The organism is Streptomyces sp. CY-1 (assembly GCF_047218265.1).
In the GTDB taxonomy this organism is placed as follows: domain Bacteria; phylum Actinomycetota; class Actinomycetes; order Streptomycetales; family Streptomycetaceae; genus Streptomyces; species Streptomyces niphimycinicus.
Window position 1 is genome coordinate 10,170,178 of the sequence record NZ_CP178393.1, and the last position, 22,670, is coordinate 10,192,847.

General features: G+C 71.7%; 6 protein-coding genes and 1 pseudogene. 2 read left to right on the forward strand and 5 right to left on the reverse strand.

Annotation, left to right across the window (positions count from 1 at the left end):
• Nucleotides 1-34: 34 nt before the first annotated feature.
• Nucleotides 35-12,196, forward strand: coding sequence for an SDR family NAD(P)-dependent oxidoreductase (locus tag ACK1X7_RS43540; protein ID WP_413116575.1), 12,162 nt, complete (start codon nt 35-37; stop codon nt 12,194-12,196).
• 16 nt (nt 12,197-12,212) lie between these two features.
• Nucleotides 12,213-17,183, forward strand: a pseudogene (locus ACK1X7_RS43545) (type I polyketide synthase); the annotation flags it as partial.
• An 80-nt stretch (nt 17,184-17,263) separates the two neighbouring features.
• Here the strand turns inward: ACK1X7_RS43545 and ACK1X7_RS43550 are convergent.
• The 5 genes from ACK1X7_RS43550 to ACK1X7_RS43570 are packed head-to-tail and all read right to left on the reverse strand — an operon-like array spanning nt 17,264 to nt 22,620.
• Nucleotides 17,264-18,136 (reverse strand): ATP-binding cassette domain-containing protein, encoded by an 873-nt coding sequence (locus ACK1X7_RS43550; protein ID WP_385147849.1) that lies wholly within the window; start codon nt 18,134-18,136, stop codon nt 17,264-17,266.
• Entirely contained in the window at nt 18,133-19,164 is a 1,032-nt protein-coding gene (locus ACK1X7_RS43555) for an ABC transporter ATP-binding protein (protein WP_413116576.1), read from the reverse strand. Before ACK1X7_RS43555 ends, ACK1X7_RS43550 begins: the two co-directional genes overlap by 4 nt.
• Nucleotides 19,164-20,027: an ABC transporter permease gene (locus ACK1X7_RS43560; RefSeq protein ID WP_390795880.1), complete on the reverse strand. Its 864-nt coding sequence runs from the start codon at nt 20,025-20,027 to the stop codon at nt 19,164-19,166. Before ACK1X7_RS43560 ends, ACK1X7_RS43555 begins: the two co-directional genes overlap by 1 nt.
• On the reverse strand, nt 20,024-20,992 hold the full coding sequence (locus ACK1X7_RS43565) for an ABC transporter permease (RefSeq protein WP_390795881.1): 969 nt from the start codon (nt 20,990-20,992) through the stop codon (nt 20,024-20,026). The genes ACK1X7_RS43560 and ACK1X7_RS43565 overlap by 4 nt, the downstream gene beginning before the upstream one ends.
• Nucleotides 20,989-22,620 (reverse strand): ABC transporter substrate-binding protein, encoded by a 1,632-nt coding sequence (locus tag ACK1X7_RS43570; protein WP_398162363.1) that lies wholly within the window; start codon nt 22,618-22,620, stop codon nt 20,989-20,991. The genes ACK1X7_RS43565 and ACK1X7_RS43570 overlap by 4 nt, the downstream gene beginning before the upstream one ends.
• Nucleotides 22,621-22,670: the final 50 nt, after the last annotated feature.

Genomic DNA, 22,670 nt, shown 5'->3' on the forward strand with positions numbered 1-22,670 from the left:
GGGCGCGACGATCGCTGAGGCCGGGTGAAACCTCATGGTGAACGTGAATGAAGAGAAACTGGTCGAGTATCTCAAGCGCGTCTCCGCGGATCTGCACGATACGCGCCTGCGGTTGCGCGAGGTGGAGGAGCGCTACCAGGAGCCGGTCGCGGTCGTGAGCATCGCCTGCCGGTTCCCGGGCGGAGTGAACACGCCCGAGGACCTATGGCGGCTGGTCACCGGTGGTGTGGACGCGATCGGGGACTTCCCCACCGACCGCGGCTGGGATCTCGACAGCCTCTATCATCCGGACCCGGACCACCCCGGCACCACGTATGTCCGCCGTGGCGGATTCCTCTACGACGCCGACCGATTCGACCCCCAGTTCTTCGGCATCAGCCCACGCGAGGCGCTCGCCACCAGCCCTCAGCAGCGACTGCTGCTGGAAACCGCCTGGGAGGCATGCGAACGGGCGGGAATCGATCCGGTGTCCCTCAAGGGCTCCCGGACGGGCGTCTACGCCGGTACGGCGACCACCGGCGGCGCCACATCGGGTGACCTTCCGCAGAAGGGATCCGAGGGATACGCGGGCAACGCACCGAGCCTGCTGTCGGGCCGGGTCTCCTACACCTTCGGCCTGGAGGGACCGGCCGTCACGGTGGAGACGGCGTGCTCGTCATCCCTGGTCGCGATCCATCTGGCCTGCCAGGCACTGCGGCAGGAGGAGTGCACCCTGGCCCTCGCGGGCGGGGTGACGGTGATGGCCACTCCCGAGGTGTTCACCGGCTTCTCCCGGCAACGGGGACTGTCCCCGGACGGGCGGTGCAAGGCGTTCTCGGTGCACGCCGACGGCACCGGATGGGGCGAAGGCGTCGGACTCGTCCTGCTGGAGCGGCTGTCCGACGCCCGGCGCAACGGGCATGAGGTGCTCGCCCTGATCCGTGGTTCGGCCATCAACCAGGACGGCGCCAGCAACGGATTCAGCGCGCCCAACGGCCCCTCCCAGCAGCGGGTGATCCGCCAGGCCCTCGCCAGCGCCCGGCTGGCCCCGTCCGAGGTGGACGCGGTGGAGGCGCATGGCACGGGCACCAAGCTGGGCGACCCGATCGAGGCCGACGCGCTGATCGCCACCTACGGCCGGGACCGTCCGGAGGACCGGCCGTTATGGCTCGGCTCGCTGAAGTCCAACATCGGCCATACGCAGGGCGCGGCCGGCGTGGCCGGTGTGATCAAGATGGTCATGGCCCTGCGACATGGCGTGCTCCCGGCCACCCTCCATGCCGAGGAGCTGACGCCCCATGTGGAATGGGACGGCGGCGGTGTGCGGCTGCTGACGGAGGCGGTCGAGTGGCCGGACGGGGAGCGGCCGCGCCGGGCCGGTGTGTCGTCCTTCGGGATCAGCGGCACCAATGCGCATGTGATCGTGGAGCAGGGGCCCGAGGAGGTTGCGCCGCAGGTGGGGGTGGATGCCTCTGGTGTGGGTGGGGTGGTTCCGTGGGTGGTGTCGGGGCGTAGTGCGGAGGCGTTGCGGGGGCAGGCTGGCGCTCTGGTTGAGCGGGTGGGTGGCGCGGCCGAGTTCTCGTCTGTGGATGTGGGGTGGTCGTTGGTCACGACGCGGTCGGTGTTCGAGCATCGGGCGGTGGTGGTGGGCGGTGACCGCGCCGAGCTGTTGGCCGCTGTGGAGGCGTTGGCGGGGGGTGTGTCGCATCCGGGCGTGGTGCAGTCGGATGCGGCGGCGCTGGCGGGTGATGTGGGTCCGGTGCTGGTTTTCCCGGGTCAGGGTTCGCAGTGGGTGGGGATGGGTGCGGAGTTGCTGGAGGTGTCGCCGGTGTTCGCGGCGCGGGTGGGGGAGTGTGAGCGGGCGTTGGCGCGGTATGTGGACTGGTCGCTGGCGGATGTGTTGCGGGGGGTGGAGGGTGCGGCGGATCTGGGGCGGGTGGATGTGGTGCAGCCGGTGTTGTGGGCGGTGATGGTGTCGTTGGCGGCGGTGTGGGCCGGACATGGCGTGCGTCCTGCGGCGGTGGTGGGTCATAGCCAGGGTGAGATCGCGGCGGCTGTGGTGGCGGGTGCGCTGTCGTTGGAGGATGGCGCGAAGGTGGTGGCGCTGCGGAGTAAGGCGTTGCGGCGGTTGGCCGGTGGTGGTGCGATGGCATCGCTCGGTGTGGGTGAAGAGCGGGCGGGTGCGTTGCTCTCGGGCCTGGGCGATCAGGCCGGTGGTGTGGGGGTGGCGGCCGTCAACGGGCCTTCGTCGACGGTGGTTTCGGGTCCGCCTCAGCGGGTGGCCGCGGTTGTCGCGGCGTGTCAGGAGGCGGGGGAGCGTGCGCGGTTGATCGAGGTGGATTATGCCTCGCATGGTCCTCAGGTGGAGGAGATCCGGGATGAGTTGAATGAGGTTCTGGCCGGTATCCGTCCGCTCGATACGTCGGGTCCGGCGTTCTACTCGACGGTGACCGGTGGCCGTGCCCTCACCACCGACCTCGACACCGCTTACTGGGTGGCGAATCTGCGGGAGCGGGTGCGGTTCGCCGATGCGGTCGAGGCGTTGTTGGCGGATGGGCATCGGGTGTTCATCGAGGCCAGTACGCATCCCGTGCTCACGCTCGGTCTTCAGGAGACCTTCGAGGAAGCCGAGGTCACGGCCGTCACCGTGCCGACCCTGCGGCGCGATCACGGCGGCCAGACCCAGCTTCTCCACTCACTCGCCCAGGCGTTCACCGCCGGAGTCGACGTCGACTGGAGGGCCGCGTTCCCGGCCGACCCGCCCCCTCGGACCGTCGATCTGCCCACGTATGCCTTCCAGCGCCAGCGCTACTGGGCCACTGCCACCGGCGGGGTCGGCGATATGGGTGCCGCAGGGCTCCAGCGGGTGGAGCACCCGTTGTTGCGGGCGGCGGTGGGGCTTGCCGATGGCGGGCTGGTGCTGACCGGACGGGTGTCGGCCACCGGCGGCGAGGGCTGGCTCGGTGACCATGTGGTCGCCGGAGCGCCGCTGGTGCCGGGTGCGGCGTTGGTCGAGTGGGCGTTACGGGCGGCCGATGAGGCGGGCTGCGGCGGCATCGAGGAACTGGCGCTTCAGGTCCCATTGGTGCTGCCGTCGTCGGGTGGGCTGCGGGTGCAGATCGTCGTGGGCGAGGCCGCCGAGGACGGGCGGCGTGATGTGCGGGTGTACTCCCGGCCCGACCGCGATGCCGAGCCCGGCGCGGATCCGGACTGGGTGACCCATGCGGAGGGTGTCCTGGGCCCGCCGGCCGCGCCGAGCGGGGCCGAGGAACTGGGGGGAGTCTGGCCCCCCGAGGGCGCGAAGCCGATGGATGTCGAGGGGTTCTACGAGCATGCCGTGGCGGCGGGCTACGGGTACGGGCCGTCGTTCCAGGGGCTGCGTGCCGTGTGGCGGGACGGCGCTGACCTGCTGGCCGAGGTGGCGCTGCCCGAGGCGGCGGGGAACGCGGACGGCTTCGGCATCCACCCGGCACTGCTCGACGCCGCCCTGCATCCCATGCTGCTCGCGGCCGGCCTGGAGTCGGCCGACGACAGCGGGATGAGGCTGCCGTTCGCCTGGAGCGGAGTCTCTCTGTGGGCCGCGGAGGCGACCACGGTCCGGGTCCGGCTCTCGCCCCGCCAGCCCTCTCCCCATCAGGACGGTGCGGTGGGGGAGCACGGGTTGCGGGTGGTCGTGGCCGATGGCATGGGCGCCCCGGTGCTGACGGTCGACTCCCTGACGATGCGCCCCGCCGAACCCAGCCAGTTGAGGTCCGGGAGCGGACGTGGCGTCGATGGGCTGTTCACGCTGGACTGGATCCCGATGCCCGATGTGCCGGAGGTGGACGGCTCCGACGCCACGGGCTGGGTCGTGTTGGGTGAGGACGCCCTGCACCTGGCCGAGGAGCCCGGACTCGGCGATGAGGGAGTGGTGTGCCATCCGGCGCTCGAAGCGTTGGTCGCCGCGCTCGACGACGGCGCGCAACTTCCCGCCTTCGCCGTGACCCACCTGCCCGCGGGCGGTGGCTCGCCGGAGGCCGGAGCCGCGGCGAAGGCGGCCGATGGCTTGGCTGCCGTCGGCCGAGCGCTGGAGCTGGTGCAGGGGTGGCTGGCCGAACCGCGGCTGGCCGACACCCGGTTGGTGGTGGTGACACGCGGTGCGGTGTCGACCGGAGGCCCTGAAGAGGGGAATTCCGGCGACGACGAGCTGAATGTGGCCGCGGCGGGGCTGTGGGGCCTGCTGCGGAGTGCGCAGGCGGAACACCCGGACCGGTTTGTCCTCCTCGACCTTCACCAGGCCACCGAACCGGCCGCGGGTGCTGTGGTGGCTGCCGTCGTGCCTGCCGTACGGGCGGATGAGCCACAGGCGGCGCTGCGCTCAGGGCGGCTGATGGTGCCCCGGCTGATGCGCGCACGCGACACCGACGACGCCGACGAGAGCGAATCGGGAGGGCCGGCCCCTGGTGAGCTCGATCCCGACGGTACGGTGCTGATCACCGGTGGTACGGGCCTGTTGGGCGGTCTGGTGGCCGAGCATCTGGTGCGTACGTGGCAGGTCAAGCAACTGGTCCTGGTCAGCCGCCGTGGCTCGGACGCGCCCGGCGCGCCGGAGTTGGCCGAGCGGCTGAGCGACCTGGGTGCGCAGGTGCGGATCGCCGCCGTGGATGTCACGGACGGCGACGCGGTCGCCGACGCGGTGGCCGGTATCGACCCGGCGCACCCGCTGACCGGTGTCATTCATGCGGCGGGCCTGCTGGATGACGCGGTGGTCACCTCACAGAGCCGGGAACAGGTGGCGCGGGTGTGGGCGGCGAAGGCCGCGGCGGCCGCCCATCTGCACACCGCCACGGCGGACCTTCCGCTCCGCATGTTCGTGATGTTCTCCTCGGCCGCCGGAGTCGTGGGCAACGCGGGTCAGGCCGGATACGCGGCGGCGAACGCGTTTGTCGATGCCCTGGTTACCCATCGGCGGGCGCTGGGACTGCCCGGGCTTTCGCTGGCATGGGGGCTGTGGGCCCAGGCCAGCGAGATGACCGGACATATGGGCCGGGCGGACCTGACGCGACTGCGCGGAATGAGGCCGTTGTCTTCCGAGCGCGGGCTGGCCCTGCTGGACGCCGCATGCCGGAACGCGAGCCCGCTGATGGTGGCCGTGGACTTCGATCCGGCCGGGGCGGCCGGTGAGGAACTTCCGGCGGTGTTGCGGGGGTTGGTGGCCGGTCGCACCCGGCGGAGGATCGCCGAGGGTGGCCCTTCGGCCTCGGGGCTGGCGGGGCGGTTGGCGGGGTTGGGGGCTGGTGCTCGGTTGGATGTGGTGGTCGAGGCGGTGCGGGGTGGGGTGGCGGTGGTGTTGGGGTTTGGTTCCGCCAGTGAGGTGCGGGTGGATGCCGCGTTCAAGGAGTTGGGTTTTGATTCGTTGACGGCGGTGGAGTTGCGTAATCGGTTGTCGGTGGTGACGGGGTTGCGGTTGCCGGCGACGTTGGTGTTCGACTATCCGACGCCTCGGGTGCTGGCGGAGTATCTGTGCACCCGGCTGACCGGCGAGACCGCCGGGTCCCGCGCCCCCGTCGTGGCGCGGGCCGATACGGGCGATCCCGTGGCGATTATCGGCATGACCTGCCGTTTCCCGGGAGGTGCGAACTCCCCTGAAGCGCTGTGGGACCTGGTCGCCTCGGGGAAGGACGTGATTGGGGAGTTTCCGACCGGCCGAGGCTGGGACCTGGACGGGCTGTTCCATCCGGACCCCGATCACCCGGGCACCAGCTATGCCCACGAGGGCGCCTTCCTCCATGACGCCGATGCGTTCGATGCGGCGTTCTTCGGGATCAATCCGCGGGAGGCGCTGGCCACCGATCCGCAGCAGCGGTTGCTGTTGGAGGCGTCGTGGGAGGTGCTGGAGCGGGCGGGGATCGACCCGGTGTCGTTGAAGGGCAGCCCGACCGGGGTGTACGCGGGGGTGATGTACCACGACTACGCGGCCGGGCTCAGCGGCGGCGCCGATGTGAAGCTCGAGGGCTATGCGATGCTCGCGGGTTCGGGCAGCGTGGTCTCGGGGCGGGTGGCGTACACGCTGGGCTTCGAGGGCCCTGCGGTGACGGTGGATACGGCGTGTTCGTCGTCGTTGGTGGCGATGCATCTGGCGGCGCAGGCGTTGCGGCAGGGTGAGTGCACTCTGGCCCTGGCGGGTGGGGTGACGGTGATGGCCACGCCGGATGTGTTCACCGGTTTCTCCCGTCAGCGTGGTCTGGCTCCCGATGGTCGGTGCAAGCCCTTCGCGGCCGCCGCCGACGGGACGGGCTGGGGCGAAGGCGTGGGCGTTCTGCTGCTGGAGAGGCTGTCGGACGCCCGGCGCAACGGCCATGAGGTGCTGGCGGTGATCCGCGGCTCCGCCGTCAATCAGGACGGTGCGTCGAACGGACTCACCGCGCCGAACGGCCCCTCACAGCAGCGGGTCATCCGCCAAGCGCTGGCGAGCGCCGGGCTGTCGTCGGCCGACATCGATGCGGTGGAGGCGCATGGCACGGGTACGACGCTGGGTGATCCGATCGAGGCGCAGGCGCTGCTGGCCACTTATGGTCAGGATCGCCCTGCCGGGCAGCCGCTGATGCTCGGCTCGATCAAGTCCAACATCGGCCATGCCCAGGCGGCGGCGGGCGTGGCGGGCGTCATCAAGATGGTGCAGGCCATGCGCCACGGCACACTGCCCGCCTCTCTCCACATTGATGAGCCGAGCCCACATGTGGACTGGGACAGCGGTGCGGTGCGGTTGCTGACCGAGGCGGCGGAGTGGCCGAATGGTGAGCGGCCGCGCCGGGCCGGTGTGTCCTCGTTCGGCGCCTCCGGCACCAACGCCCACGTCATCCTCGAACAGGCTCCCGCCCCGCCCGAGGAGGATCAGCAGACGGAGCCGGTCTCCTCCGACAGTGGCACGGTCTCGTGGGTGCTCTCGGCGCGGAGTGCGGAGGCGCTGCGCGGCCAGGCCGCTGCCCTCGCTGAACGTGTGGGCGGCGTATCCGAGCTGTCCTCCGTCGATGTGGGGTGGTCGTTGGTCACGACGCGGTCGGTGTTCGAGCATCGGGCGGTGGTGGTGGGTGATGACCGCGCCGAGCTGTTGGCCGCCGTGGAGGCGTTGGCGGGGGGTGTGTCGCATCCGGGCGTGGTGCAGTCGGATGCGGCGGCGCTGGCGGGTGATGTGGGTCCGGTGCTGGTTTTCCCTGGTCAGGGTTCGCAGTGGGTGGGGATGGGTGCGGAGTTGCTGGAGGTGTCGCCGGTGTTCGCGGCGCGGGTGGGGGAGTGTGAGCGGGCGTTGGCGCCGTTCGTGGACTGGTCGCTCACGGATGTGTTGCGGGGAGCTGATGGCGCCGCCGATCTGGGGCGGGTGGATGTGGTGCAGCCGGTGTTGTGGGCGGTGATGGTGTCGTTGGCTGCGGTGTGGGCCGGACATGGCGTGCGTCCTGCGGCGGTGGTGGGTCATAGTCAGGGTGAGATCGCGGCGGCGGTGGTGGCGGGTGCGCTGTCGTTGGAGGATGGCGCGAAGGTGGTGGCCTTGCGGAGTAAGGCGTTGCGGCGGTTGGCTGGTGGTGGCGCGATGGCATCGCTCGGTGTGGGTGAAGAGCGGGCGGGTGCGTTGCTCTCGGGCCTGGGCGATCAGGCCGGTGGTGTAGGGGTGGCGGCCGTCAACGGGCCTTCGTCGACGGTGGTTTCGGGTCCGCCGGAGCAGGTGGTCGCGGTTGTCGCGGCGTGTCAGGAGGCGGGGGAGCGTGCGCGGTTGATCGAGGTGGATTATGCCTCGCATGGTCCTCAGGTGGAGGAGATCCGCGATGAGTTGAATGAGGTTCTGGCCGGTGTCCGTCCGCTCGATACGTCGGGTCCGGCGTTCTACTCGACGGTGACCGGTGGCCGTGCCCTCACCACCGACCTCGACACCGCTTACTGGGTGGCGAATCTGCGGGAGCGGGTGCGGTTCGCCGATGCGGTCGAGGCGTTGCTGGCGGATGGGCATCGGGTGTTCATCGAGGCCAGTACGCATCCCGTGCTCACGCTCGGTCTTCAGGAGACCTTCGAGGAAGCCGAGGTCACGGCCGTCACCGTGCCGACCCTGCGGCGCGATCACGGCGGCCAGACCCAGCTTCTCCACTCACTCGCCCAGGCGTTCACCGCCGGAGTCGACGTCGACTGGACCACTCTGTACCCGAGTTCCCCGGCACCCCGCGTGGTCGCACTGCCCACCTACGCGTTCCAGCGTGAGCGCTACTGGCTCGACGGTCACGGTGGACGCGCCGGCGACCCGGCCGACCTCGGGCTCGTCTCCGCCGGACATCCGCTGCTGGGTGCCGCTGTGGAGCTTGCCGATGGCCGTGGCCATGTGCTGACGGGCCGGATTTCGGCGCGTACGCATACCTGGCTCGGTGAGCATGTGGTGGCGGACGCGGTGCTGGTCCCGGGCGCGGCGCTGGCCGAGTGGGCGCTGCGGGCGGCCGATGAGGTCGGCTGTGGCGGGGTGGATGAACTGGCGCTGCGGGTGCCGCTGGTCCTGCCGTCGTCGGGCGGGCTGCGGGTGCAGGTCGTCGTGGGCGAGGCCACCGAGGACGGGCGCCGTGATGTGCGGGTGTACTCCCGGCCCGCCGGTGAAGGAGACTCCGTCACGGGATGGGTGTGCCATGCGGAGGGCGTGTTGAGCGCACCCGCTGACCGTTCCGACGAGGCGCTGGGGCTGGGTGGCGCGTGGCCTCCGGCCGGTGCGGCACCGCTCGGCGTCGAGGTGTTCTACGACCGGGTCGCGGCCTCGGGATATGCCTACGGGCCGTCGTTCCAGGGGCTGCGTGCCGTATGGCGGGACGGCGCGGATGTGTGCGCGGAGGTGGCCCTGCCCGAGGCCGCCGGGGAGCAGACCGGGTTCGGCATCCACCCGGCGCTGCTGGACGCCGCGCTGCATCCCGCACTGCTGATCGACCAGCTCGACGCGGACGACACCGAGACCGGTCCCGAAGCCACCGATGGCCGGGTCTGGCTGCCGTTCGCCTGGAACGGCGTGACCTTGTGGGCGGCCGGGGCCACCACGGTCCGGGTTCGGCTCTCTCCCCAGCCGGAGAACGCCGAGGGCGAGCGCGCACTACGGCTGACCGTGGCCGATGCCGTCGGCGCTCCGGTGCTGACCGTGGACTCCGTGGCGATGCGGCCCGCGAGCGTCGATCAGTTGCGGGCGGCGGTGGCCCACGGCAGCCGCCGCACGGACAGCCTGTTCACCGTCGAGTGGACGCCCCTGCCGCTCGCGCCCGGGGCCGAAGAGACGGCGGCCGGGGCCGAAGAGACGGCGGCCGGGGCCGGAGAGACGGCGGCCGGGGACGATGACTGGGCCGTCCTGGGCGACGACGGCCATCCGGATCCTGCCGCGCTGGTCGCGGCACTGGGCGATCAGGAGCTCGTCCCGCCGGTCGTTCTCGCCGAAATGGCCGCCCTGACCAGCCCCACCGGTGCGGGCGCCGAGGAGGCGTCGGCCGAGGCGCTGTCGGCGACGGAACGGGCGCTGGAACTGGTGCGGGGCTGGCTCGCCGAACCGCGGTTGGCGGAGGCCCGGTTGGTGGTGGTCACGCGGGGCGCGGTCGCGGTCGACGGACCCGAGAGCACCACCCGGGTGGACCTGGCCGCTGCCGCCGTATGGGGCCTCGTACGCAGCGCACAGTCGGAGAACCCCGGCCGGTTCGTCCTCCTCGACCGTGACGACGACCTCGACGCCACCGCCAACGCCATTACCACCACCAACACCAAGGCCACCCCCCACACCGATGCCGTGCGCATCGCCGCAGCGCGCGCCGTGGAGCTGGACGAGCCCCAGCTCGCCCTGCGTGCCGGTCGGGCGCTGGTGCCCCGCCTGGTCCATGCCGGTACCGGGGGCGCGGGGCTGGTGGGCCCCGTGGAGCAGCCGGAGGCATGGCGGCTGGACACGGCGGGCACGGCGACCCTGGAGAACGTCGTACCCGTGCCCTGCCCCGAGGTACTGGAGCCCCTGGGCGCGGGCCAGGTACGGATCGCCGTACGTGCCGCCGGTGTCAACTTCCGTGATGTGCTAATCGGTTTGGGCATGGTGCCCGGACAGACCGGACTCGGCGGTGAGGGTGCCGGAGTGGTGGTGGACATCGGCCCCGAGGTGTCCCACGTGTCCGTGGGCGATCGCGTCATGGGCGTCCTCGACCAGTCGTTCGGACCACTGGCGGTCACCGACGCGCGGTTGCTGGCGCCGATCCCGGACGGCTGGAGCTTCCGGCAGGCGGCGGCCGTACCGGTGGCCTATCTCACCGCCTGGTACGGACTGACCGACCTCGCCGGGCTCCGGCCGGGGGAGTCGGTGCTGATCCATGCCGCGACGGGTGGTGTGGGGACGGCCGCGGTGCGGATCGCGCGGCATCTGGGCGCGGAGGTCTTCGCCACGGCGAGTCCCGGTAAGCACGGGGTCCTGGAGGCGATGGGCATCGACGAGGCCCATCGGGCCTCCTCGCGCGATCTGGGCTTCGAGGAGACATTCCGGGAGGCCACCGGCGGCCGCGGTGTGGATGTGGTGCTCAACAGCCTCGCCGGGGAGTTCGTGGACGCCTCGCTCCGTCTCCTCCCCGAAGGCGGCCGGTTGCTGGAGATGGGCAAGACCGATGTCCGCGACCAGGAGCTGATCACCGCCGAATACCCCGGCGTGACCTACCGGGTCTACGACCTGATCACGGACGCCGGGCCGGACCGCATCGGCCCAATGCTGTGCGAGCTGGGCGAGTTGTTCGCCTCCGGGCTGCTGGAGCCCCCTCCCGTACGGGCATGGCCGCTCAGCCGGGCGCGTGAGGCCCTGCGGTACTTCAGCCAGGCCAAGCACACCGGCAAACTGGTCCTGGACGTCCCTGCCCCCGTGGACCCGGACGGCACGGTGCTCATCACCGGTGGCACCGGGACCCTCGGCCGACACGTCGCCGAGCACCTCGTCCGCGTCTGGAACATCCGCCACCTGCTGCTGGTGAGCCGCAGCGGCCCCGACGCCCTCGGCGTACCGGAGCTGCTGGCCCACCTCACCGACCTGGGCGCCGAGGCCCGGATCGTGGCCGTGGACGTCACCGACGGCGCCGCGGTGAACGACCTCGTCGCGGGCGTCGATCCGGCGCACCCCCTGACCGGTGTCGTCCACGCGGCGGGTGTGCTGGACGACGCGATGGTCACCTCGCAGACCCCGGAGCGTCTGGCGCGGGTGTGGGCGCCCAAGGCCACGGCCGCGGCCCATCTCCATGCCGCCACCGCGCATCTGCGGCTCGGCATGTTCGTGATGTTCTCCTCGGCCGCGGGGGTGATGGGCAGCCCGGGCCAGGCCAACTACGCGGCGGCCAACGCCTATTGCGACGCCCTGGCCACCCACCGCCAGGCCATGGGCCTCCCGGCGGTCTCGGTGGCCTGGGGGCTGTGGGCCGATGCCAGCGGGATGACCGGGCATCTGGACGAGGCCGACCTGGCCAGGATGTCGCGTTCCGGCATCGCCGCCATGTCCGGCGAGCAGGCGCTGGGGCTGATGGACGCCGCCTGCTGGCACGGTGCCCCGCAGCCCGCGGCCGTCCAGCTCGACCTCCGGACCCTGGCCGCTCAGCCCGCTGACACCCTGCCCGCCCTGCTGCGCACGCTCCTCGACAACGGAACGACCACCCGTCGTACCGCCGCCACCGGGGCGCCCGCCGCCGGTCTGGTCGCCCAGCTCGCGGCGGTGCCCGTGGAGGAACAGCACCGGATCCTGCTCACGCTGGTGCGCACGCAGGCCGCGGCGGTCCTGGGCCACACCGACGCCGGGGCGGTGTCCGGTGACACCGCCTTCAAGGATCTGGGCTTCGACTCGCTGACCGGTGTCGAACTGCGCAACCGGCTCGCCGCCGCCACCGGGCTGCGGCTCCCCGCCACCGTCGTCTTCCGGCATCCCACGCCCTCGGCCATCGCCGCCGAACTGCGCGAGAAGCTGTGCCCCGCGCAGGCGGACACCTCGGCCCCCGTCTTCGGCGAGCTGGAGAGGCTGGAGGCGGCGATGGCGCGCCTCGTACCCCACGACGACGAGGCCCGCGACCGGCTGGCGAAGCGCCTGGAGGCGCTGCTGTGGCGCCTGACCGACGACACGCCGGACGAGGCCACCGGCCGGCACCACCCCACCGTGGACGACGGCGCCCTCGACTCCGCGTCGGACGACGAGTTGTTCGAGTTCATCGATAGGGAACTGCCCTCTTGATCGTGAGTGAGGACTGATGTCGGGTACGGAAGAGAAACTCCGCCAGTATCTGAAGCGGGTCACGGTGGATCTCGGGCAGGCTCGTCAGCGGCTGCGCGAGATGGAGGAGCGATCCCAGGAGCCGGTGGCCATCGTGAGCATGGCCTGCCGCTATCCGGGTGGTGTCGGCTGCCCCGAAGAGCTGTGGGAGCTGGTGGCCTCCGGTGGCGACGGCATCACCCCGTTCCCCACCGACCGCGGCTGGGATCTGGACGGCCTCTACCACCCCGACCCCGACCACCCCGGCACCAGCTACGTCCGGCACGGCGGATTCCTGGACGGCGCCGACCGCTTCGACGCGGAGTTCTTCGGGATCAGCCCGCGCGAGGCCCTGGCGATGGATCCGCAGCAGCGGCTGCTGCTGGAGGTGGCCTGGGAGCTGCTCGAACGCGCCGGGGTCGACCCGGCGACGGTGAAGGGCAGCCGGACCGGTGTGTACGCGGGCGTGTCCAGCCAGGACTACATGTCCCGGATGCCCCGGGTCCCCGAGGGCTTCGAGGGCTACGCCACCACCGGCAGCCTCACCAGTGTGGTCTCCGGCCGGGTGGCGTACACCTTCGGCCTGGAGGGTCCGGCGGTGACCGTCGACACGGCGTGTTCGTCGTCGCTGGTGGCGATGCATCTGGCGAGCCAGGCGCTGCGGCAGGGCGAATGCGATCTGGCGCTCGCGGGCGGGGTCACCGCGCTCACCACTCCGACCGCCTTCGCCGAGTTCTCCCGCCAGCGCGGGCTGGCCCCGGACGGCCGCTGCAAGTCCTTCGCGTCGGCCGCGGACGGCACGGGCTTCTCCGAGGGCGTCGGTCTGGTGCTGCTGGAGCGGCTGTCCGACGCACGGCGCAACGGGCATCGGGTGCTTGCCCTGATCCGGGGCTCGGCCATCAACCAGGACGGTGCCAGCAACGGTCTGACCGCGCCCAACGACGTATCGCAGGAACGGGTGATCCGTCAGGCGCTGGCCAGTGCGCGCCTCGCCGCCGACCAGGTCGACGCGGTCGAGGCGCACGGCACGGGGACCTCCCTCGGCGACCCCATCGAGGCACACGCGCTGCTGGCCACCTACGGACAGGACCGGCCCGGTGAACGGCCCCTGTGGCTGGGGTCGCTCAAGTCGAACATCGGCCATGCCCAGGCGGCCGCGGGTGTCGCCGGTGTCATCAAGATGGTGATGGCGCTCCGGCACGAGACACTGCCGGTCACCCTGCACATCGATGAGCCGACCCCCCATGTGGAGTGGGAAGGCGGCGGGGTACGGCTGCTGACCGAACCGGTGGCGTGGCCGAGGGGCGAGCGGCCCCGCAGGGCCGGGGTGTCCTCCTTCGGGATCAGCGGCACCAACGCCCATCTGATCCTGGAACAGGCCCCCGAGCCCAGTCCCCCTGACCAGGCGGAGCCCGCCGCCCCGGCGCCCGAGGCGGTGGTGCCATGGGTGCTGTCCGCCCGTGGCGCCCAGGCCCTGCGGGGACAGGCGGCGGCCCTCGCCCGGCGGATCGCCCCCGATCCGGGGCTGCCCATCGCCGATGTGAGCTGGTCGCTGGTCACCACCCGATCGGTGTTCGACCACCGGGCCGTGGCCGTGGGCGAGACCCGCGAAGAACTGATGGCGGCCGTGGAGGCGCTGGCCACCGGCGGGACACACCCGGGCCTGGTCCACCCCGGTGGCGCCGCCGTGGCCGGGGACTTGGGCCCGGTGCTGGTGTTCCCCGGCCAGGGCTCGCAGTGGCCGGGCATGGGCGCCGAACTGCTCGACGTATCAACCGCGTTCGCGGCGCGGGTGGCGGAGTGCGAACGGGCCCTGGCGCCGTACGTCGACTGGTCCCTCACCGATGTGCTGCGCGGCGCCGCAGGGGCGGCCGACCTGGGCCGTGTCGATGTGGTGCAGCCCGTCCTGTGGGCCGTGATGGTGTCGCTCGCCGCGGTGTGGGCAGGACACGGCGTACGTCCCGGGGCGGTGATCGGGCACAGCCAGGGCGAGATCGCGGCGGCCGTGGTGGCCGGCGCCCTCTCCCTGGAGGACGGCGCCAAGGTGGTGGCGCTGCGCAGCAAGGCGTTGCGGCGCCTCGCCGGGGGCGGGGCGATGGCCTCCCTGGGAGTGAGCCGGGAGCGGGCCGGGAAGCTGCTGGCCGATCTGGGCGGCCAGGCGGCGGCCGTCGGCGTGGCGGCCGTCAACGGCCCCTCCTCCACGGTGGTTTCCGGGCCGCCCGAGCAGGTGGCGCACGCCGTGGCGGCGTGTCGGGAGGCGGGCGACCGGGCGCGGCCGATCGAGGTGGACTACGCCTCGCACAGCCCCCAGGTGGACGAGATCGCCGACGAGCTGGCGGAAGCCCTGGCGGGCGTCCGGCCGGTCGCGTCCAAGGTGGCGTTCTACTCCACGGTCACCGCCCAACGGATCGACACCACCGGGCTGGACACCGCGTACTGGGTGACCAACCTCCGTGCGCCGGTGCGGTTCGCCGACACCGTCCAGGCGCTGCTGGCCGATGGCCACCGCGTGTTCATCGAGAGCAGCACCCATCCCGTACTGACCGTGGGAATGCAGGAGAACTTCGAGGAAGCCGGGGCCGACGCGGTCACCGTACCCACGCTCCGGCGCGACCACGGCGGCCGGGCGCGGCTGGTCGAGTCCCTCGCGCTGGCCTTCACCGCGGGCGTCACGGTCGACTGGACCACCCTCCACCCCACCGGCCCCGCCGCCCCGCACACCGTCCAACTGCCCACCTACGCCTTCCAGCGGGAGCGGTACTGGCTGGCCGACTCGGTGTCCTTCGCCACCGAGTCCCCGGCGGACGAGGAGGAGTCCCGGTTCTGGGCCGCGGTGGAGGGAGAGGACCTGAGCGCGCTCTCCGAGACGCTGAGCCTCCCGGACGGCACCGGCCACCGGACCTCGCTGGGCACCGTGCTCCCCGCGCTCTCCACATGGCGTCGCGGCCGTCGTGAGCGCTCCGCCGTGGACTCCTGGCGCTACCACGTCGAATGGCGGCCCGTCACCGCCGCCGCCCCCGCCGCCGCGGGCTCCTGGCTCGTGGTCCACCCGAAGGGCGCCGCCGAAGGCTGGACGGACGCCTGCGTACGGGCGCTGAGCGCGGACGGCGGCCAGGTGCGCAGGCTGGGGCTGGCCGAGGACACCGGCCGGGAGGGGCTCGCCGAACTGCTGCGCTCCCGGTGCGCCGAGGAGCCGCCACCGGCGGGCGTACTGTCGCTGCTGGCCCTGGACGACCGCGCGCGGCCGCTGCCCGGCGTGGCCCCCGGCCTGACCGGCACGCTCACCCTGCTCCAGGCGCTGGTGGACGCCGCCGTCACCGCGCCCCTGTGGTGTGCCACCCGCGGCGCGGTCGCCATCGACGACTCCGACCCCCTGGACGCCCCCCACCAGGCCCAGCTATGGGGGCTCGGCAGAGTGGCCGCCCTGGAACACCCCGACCGGTGGGGCGGGTTGGTGGACCTGCCCGCGAGCCCGGACACCCTGGACGCCGAGCGGCTGCGCGCCCTGCTCACCGGGGCCTGCGGCGAGGACGAGGCGGCGCTGCGCCCGACCGGTGCGTACGGCCGGCGGCTGGTCCCCGACCCGATCGGCGGCCGTGCCCCGCGGCGCACCTGGAAACCCCGGGGCACCGTGCTCATCACCGGAACCGCCGACGGACCCGCAGCTCATGTCGCCCGCAGGCTGGCCGCCGACGGCGCGGAACACATCGTGATGCTGGCCCCCGGAGGTGGCGACGCCCCCGGCGCCGTGGGTCTGACGGCCGAACTGGACGCGCTCGGCACCGGACTCACCGTGGCGGACCACTCACCCGCCGACCAGAACGGCACCGCACACCTCGTCGAGCGGATGGCGGAGGCGGGCGGACGGATCGGGACGATCATCCACACCTCGGCCTCCGGTGAGCTGGCCCCGCTGATGGAGCTCACCCCGCGGCGACTGGCCGAGGAGATCCGCGCCCATCTGGACGACGCCGGGCGCCGGTTGGACGAACTCCGCGGTATGGGCCCCGAGGACACCGTGGTCTACTTCTCCACCGTCGCCGCCTCCTGGGGCAGCAAGGACCACGGCTCCTACGCGGCCGCCACCGCCTGCCTCGACGCGCTGGCGCAGCGCGACCGGGCCGACGGCCGCCCCACCGTCTCGATCGCGTGGGGGCTGTGGGATCTGCCCTACGGCGGTGACACATCGGACGGGCCGATGGCCCCGCACACCGAGCGCTCCCGGCGGCAGGGCCTGTCCCCGCTGGATCCACGGCCGGCGCTGACCGCACTGCGCCAGGTGCTCGACCACGACGATCCGCGCGTGACCATCGCCGATGTGGAATGGGAGCGCTTCGCGCCGCTGTTCACCCTCGCCCGCCCCAGCAGGCTCTTCGACGACATCCCGGCCGCCCGCCGGGCCATCGAGGCCGCGCGGGGATCCACGGAGGACACCGGCACCGATGAGGCGTCGGCACTGCGGCGAGAGCTGGGCCCCCTGGCCGAGGACGAGCGGGTCGAGCGGCTGCTGGCGCTGGTACGCGCCCATGTGGCCGCCGTACTGCACTATCCGGCGCCGGAGGCGGTCGAGCCCGACCGCCCGTTCAAGGAGCTGGGGTTCGACTCCATCGCGGCCGTCGAGCTCAGGAACCGGCTGCGCGCCGCCACGGGGCTGAGCCTGCCGACGACGGTGGTCTTCGACTATCCGACACCCCGGGCGCTGGCGGGCCATCTGCTGGCCGAGGTGGACCCGGGAGAGGCCGGTGCGGCACATCCGCTCTCCGGACACCTCGACGAACTCGAGGCCGCGCTGGCCGGGCTGCCGACCGGCGACCCGCGGCGTGCCGGTCTGGTGAACCGGTTGCAGGCCCTGGTGTGGAAGTACACCGCCACCGCGCGGGAGACCGGCGGACCGGCGGACGAGGAGGACCTGACGGCCGCCACCGCCGATGAGGTGTTCGCCCTCATCGACCGCGAACTCGGCGTCTGACCGGCGGTCGCGGGCCCCGGGTCTGGACCGCCACGCCGGTCATGCGGTTGGTGGACGAGGACCGGCTCCCCGGTGCGCCGTTATCTGCCGGGGTCCGTGCCTCCCGCGGCCCCCGCGGCCGTCAGCGGATCGAGCTCTCGGCGTCGGCTGCTGATCGAGTCGGGATCCCAGCCCGGTCGGGGAACGGACGACAGCAGGAGCTGTGTGTACGGGTGTCCGGGGTCGGCGAGGAGGTCCGCGACGGGGCGGTGTTCCATCGTGCGGCCCCGGTACAGAACGAGCGCCTCGTCGCACACGTATCGCACGACGGCCAGGTCGTGGCTGACGAAGACCAGGCCGATGCCGGTGTCGCGGCGGATGTCCCACAGGAGGTTGAGCACTTGTGCCTGTACGGATACGTCGAGGGCCGACACCGCCTCGTCGAGCACGAGCACGATCGGCTCGACGGCCAACGCCCTTGCGATCGCGGCGCGTTGGCGTTGGCCGCCGGAGAGCTTGCGGGGGAGCGCGGCCGCCTCGCGCTCACCGAGGCCGACCTGGGCGAGCAGCTCCCTGGTGCGGGTGGCCCGGTGCGCCCGGTCCGTCAGGCCGTGCAGGCGCAGCACTCCGTCGATGGTCGCGCCGATGCTGATGCGCGCGTCCAGCGAGAGGTACGGGTCCTGGAAGACGATCTGGACCGCCTTGGCTCGGGCGAGGCGGGCCGCCTTGCCACGTACGGTCGCGGTCAGCGGCTTGCCCTGGACCAGGATCCGTCCCGCGTCGGGGCGTTCGAGGCCGATCAGCATCCGGGCCGTGGTCGTCTTGCCGGAGCCCGACTCTCCTACGATGCCGAGCGCGCCGCCGGCCCGTAGGGAGAACGACAGGTCGTCGACCGCGACGACCTCCGCCCTTCCCGCCCGGTAGGTCTTGCGTAGACCGCTCACTTGGAGCAGCGTGTCCGTCTCGCTGGTCAACCGTCCTCCAGATGCGGTGAGTTGGGAGCCGTCGCCGTCGCGGCGAGCGCGTCGGGTACGGAGGTGAGGTCGTCGGCGCGGTGGCAGGCGACCAGGGCCGTGCCGTTTCGCTCCAGGGGCGGTGGCGACTGGTCGCAGACGCCGGGCCGGGCGAAGCGGCAGCGGGCCGCGAAGGAGCAACCGGGGGCGGAGTCGAGCAGACCCATCGGGGCCCCGGGGATCGGAGTCAGCCGGGCGGGCGGGCCGTTCGGCGCAGACAGGGGAGGGGACGAGCCGAGCAGGCCCGCGGTGTAGGGGTGGCGAGGCGCCGCGAAGAGTTCGGCGGTGGGCGCCGTCTCCACGATCCGCCCTGCGTACATTACGTAGGCGCGGTCGCAGACGGCGGCCGCGAGTTCGATGTCATGGGTGATGAGGAGCAGGCCCAGGTCGCGTTCGCGTTGCAGCCGTCCCAGGATGGCCATGATCTCGGCCTGGGTGCTGACGTCGAGGGCGGTGGTCGGCTCGTCGCACAGCAGCAGCCGGGGTTCGGTGGTGAGCGCTCCGGCGATCATGACGCGTTGGAGCATGCCGCCGGAGAGCTGGTGCGGATACTGCTTCAGGTGCCGGGCGGGGTGGGGTAGGCCGACCGCGGCGAGCAGTTCGGCGGCCCGGGCGTTCGCGCGGTCCTTGGCCCAGCCGCGGCTGACGCGCAGCGATTCGGTGAGGAAGTCTCCGATGCGGCGCACCGGGTTGATGCCCGCCCGGGGGTCCTGGAAGATCATCGACGCCTTGGCCGTACGGATAGTCCGCAGGCCGGTGGCGTCGGCGTTCACCAGGTCCGTTCCATCGACCCGGACGTTGCCTTCGACTTCGGCTCCCGCGGGGAACAGGCCGAGGGCGGCGCGGGCGGTGACCGACTTCCCGGAGCCGGATTCACCGACCAGGGCGACGACCTCACCGGCGGCCACGGTCAGATCGACGCCGTCGAGGACCGGGCGGGCCATGCCGGGCAGGGTGACGCTCAGGGCCTCGTACTCGAGCAGTGCCATCAGGAATCCCTCCCCGCGAGCCGGTCGCCGAAGTTCTCTCCGACCACGTTGAAGGCGACGACGACCAGTACGACCGCGACCGCGGGCACGATCGATGACAGCGGCTGCCCCTGCAGCACCGCGGTCTGACTCTGGTTGATCATCGCGCCCCAGTCGGGTGTCGGCGGCTGAACGCCGAGGCCCAGGAAGGACAGGGCGGCGAGGTCGAGCAGCGCGTAGCCGAAGTTGACGGTCGACTGGGCGAGCACGGTCGGGCCGATGTTCGGCAGCAGTCGGCGGACCGCGACGAACATCCCGGAGTGCCCTTGCACACGGTAGGCGGCGATATAGGGCCTGGCCTGCTCCTGTAGGGCGAGGCCGCGCACCAGCCGGGCGGTGTACGGCATGTACGCCAGGGACATGGCGATCACCGGTGCCGTCATCCCCTTGCCGAAGACCGCCACCGCGAGGATCGCGACGAGCAGTGCGGGGAAGGCGAACAGGACGTCGATCAGCCGCCCGATCACGGTGTCGACCCAGCCGCCCCGCCAGGCCGTGAACAGGCCGACGGCGATGCCCGTGACGGTGGAGAACAGCACCACCGCCAGCGGGCCGACCAGGCTCGTACGGCTCCCTTCGATGAGGGCCGAGAAGGTGTCGTGTCCACCCTGGTCCGTGCCCAGCCAATGTTCGGCGCTCGGGCCCAGGAGCCCCGAGCCGAGCTCGCCGTATGTCGGATCCTGCGGCGCGAGCCACGGCGCGAACACCGAGACCAGGACGAACAGGACCAGAAGCGGCAGGCACAGGTTTCGCAGCCATCCGCCGCCCAAGGACCGCAGCCGGGCGACCGGACCGCGCATCACGCCTGGGTTCTGTACGCTCATCGTGCGCTCCCCGCTGCCGCCACTCGCGGATCGATCAGTGGATGTGCCACGTCCACCAGGGCGTTGACCACGACGAACGCGGCCACCACGAGCAGCACGATCGCCTGCACCACCTGGAAGTCCATCTGGTTGACCGACTGCACGAGCAGCGAGCCCACGCCCGACATCCCGAACGCGGTCTCCACGATCGAGGTGCTCACCAGCATTCCCGAGATCAGGAGCGCGGAGACGGTGACGATCGGTCCGAGCGCGTTGCGCAGCACATGGCAGCGGATCACGGTCCACCGTGGTGTGCCACGGCTCACCGAGACCTCGACGTGTTCACGGCCCAGCTCCTCCATCATCGCCGAGCGGGTCACCCGCGTCACCAGCGCCATGAACGTCACCGACAGGGCCACCGCCGGAAGCACCACATGATGCAGTCGGTCGAGTAGGCCGGTGCCGTTGCCGATGGTCGGGAACCAGCCGAGCGCCACTCCGAACTGCGACCTCAACAGCACCGCGACGACGAAGGCGGGGGCGGCGGCTCCCACCGTCACCAGCAGCATCAGCACGGAGTCGGTCCGCGTGCCGCGGCGCAGCGCGCCGACCATGCCCGCTCCGATGCCCACTACCGCGATCAGCAGTGCCGACACCCCGACCAGCAGCAGTGTGGCCGGCAGGCGCGACCAGAGGATTGAGCTGACGTCCTGGTGGAAGATGTAGGACCGGCCGAGGTCGCCGTGCAGCACATTGTCCAGCCAGTGTCCGTACCGGACCAGGAACGGCTGGTCGAACCCGTACTGCCGCCGGATCTCGGCGAGTTCCTGCGGGCTCGCGCTGCGGCCGCGCACCAGGAAGCTCGCCGGGTCGCCCGGCGCCAGATACAGCGAGGAGAACACCAGGAACGAGGTGACCAGGAGGGTCGCGGCCATTCCGGCCAGTCTGCGCAGGGCCCCGAGCGCCCGCGTCGCCGCGCGACTCATTTCTTCGCTCCGATCTCGGCCGCCCATGGGTAGTACAGGTAGGCGATCGACGGCTGGACGCCGGTGATCCGGTTGCCGAGGAAGACGCTCACGGGTTGCGTGTACAGGGGCAGCCAGGGCAGTTCCCGCTGGGCGATCCGCTGCGCCTTGGCGTTGGCTTCCGCGTGCGCGGCCGGTTCGTAGGTGCCGACGGCCTGCTCGACGGCCTTGTCGAAGTCCTTGTTGGACCAGTCCCCGTAGTTGGTGGACGCGCCGGTCTCCAGGGAGGTGTACATGTCCAGCGGGTCGGTGATCGAGGTGTACCAGAAGGTGAGGAAGAGGTCGATGCCCCAGCGGGCGGCAGGGTCGGTGAAGAGCGTCGAGTACTTCTCCGGGGAGAGTGTGTCGATCTTGGGGTTGAGCCCGATGGCCTTGGCCGCCTGGGCGACAGCCTGAGTGATGATCTTCGTCTGCGAGTCGAGCGGGCTGGTCGCGATGGTGATCCGCTGGCCCTGCACTCCGGCCTTCTTCGCGAGCTTCTTGGCCTTGGCCGGGTCGTACGGGTAGCGCGGCAGGTCCTTGAGGAGGGCCTTGCGGTCCGCGGCGGGTGCGTTGCTCCACACGTTGTCGGTGACCAGCGAGTCGGCGACCTCGCCGACCCCGCCGGCGCCGGCCTTGACGATGCCCTTGCGGTCGATGGCCATCAGCAGGGCCCTGCGCACCCGGGCGTCGCCCAGCGGGCCCTTGAGGTTGCCGACCACCTCATCGGCGACGGTCGTGTTGCGGCCGAAGTAGAGCTTTCCGGCCTGGGACGAGCGCAGTTGGTCGTAGGAATCGGTCGGGACCATCCAGCCGCCGTCCACCTCACCGCTCTGGAAGGCGCTGACGCGGGTCGTCGCATCGCCCAGGAACACGAACTTGACCTGGCCCGCCTTGGCCTTGAGCTTGGGGTTCCAGTAGCCGTCGAACTTCTTGAGCACGATCGACTGGCCCGGGTTCCAGGACCCGAACGAGAACGGCCCGGTGCAGTTCACACCGCCCTTGGGGCTGCCGTAGTCCTTGCCCTCCTTGGCGAGCGTGGCGGCGGACTCGACGGTGCCGGGGCTGGCGGCCATCGACTGGTTGAAAGCCGAGTCCGGCCTCTTCAGCCTGACGGTGACTTCCAGCTCGCCGGACTGGCTGATCGACTTCACATTGCGGAACGAGTTGACCCAGGCGCTGCCCACGGCGGGGTCGAGGTGACGGCGCAGCGAGGCGACGACGTCCTTCGCGGTGAGCACCGTCCCGTCATGGAAACGCACATGGGGACGGATCTTGTAGACCCAGGTGGTGGGCGTCGGATTGCTGTACGAGGACGCCAGGTTCGGCGACGTCGTCAGATCCGGGTTCCAGCGCAGCAGGCTCTCGCAGACGTTGGAGAGGATCTGATTGGGCGGATAGTCGAAGGCGTAGACGTAGTCGATCGAGGTGGGCTCGGCGAAGATCGACCAGCTAAAGGAGCCAATGGCGCCTGCGGCGGCGGGAGTCCGGTCCGTGAGTTGATACGCGGCCCTCGTGCCGCCGCCTTTGTCCGAATGCGCGGTGCCGCTGCACGCACTGGTGATGAGCACCGCGGCCGCCGCGAGGAAGGTCCCCACGGTGCGCCGCAATGGTCGTGTCCGTCGCCGCTCTCCTGCGCTCCCTATGGGCATCGTCTGTC

Bases quoted from the DNA above. Each gene is read 5' to 3' on its own strand.
- ACK1X7_RS43540 (WP_413116575.1), top strand. From the start codon at position 35: ATGGTGAACGTGAATGAAGAGAAACTGGTCGAGTATCTCAAGCGCGTC.
- ACK1X7_RS43555 (WP_413116576.1), bottom strand. From the start codon at position 19,164: ATGGCACTGCTCGAGTACGAGGCCCTGAGCGTCACCCTGCCCGGCATG.
- ACK1X7_RS43560 (WP_390795880.1), bottom strand. From the start codon at position 20,027: ATGAGCGTACAGAACCCAGGCGTGATGCGCGGTCCGGTCGCCCGGCTG.
- ACK1X7_RS43565 (WP_390795881.1), bottom strand. From the start codon at position 20,992: ATGAGTCGCGCGGCGACGCGGGCGCTCGGGGCCCTGCGCAGACTGGCC.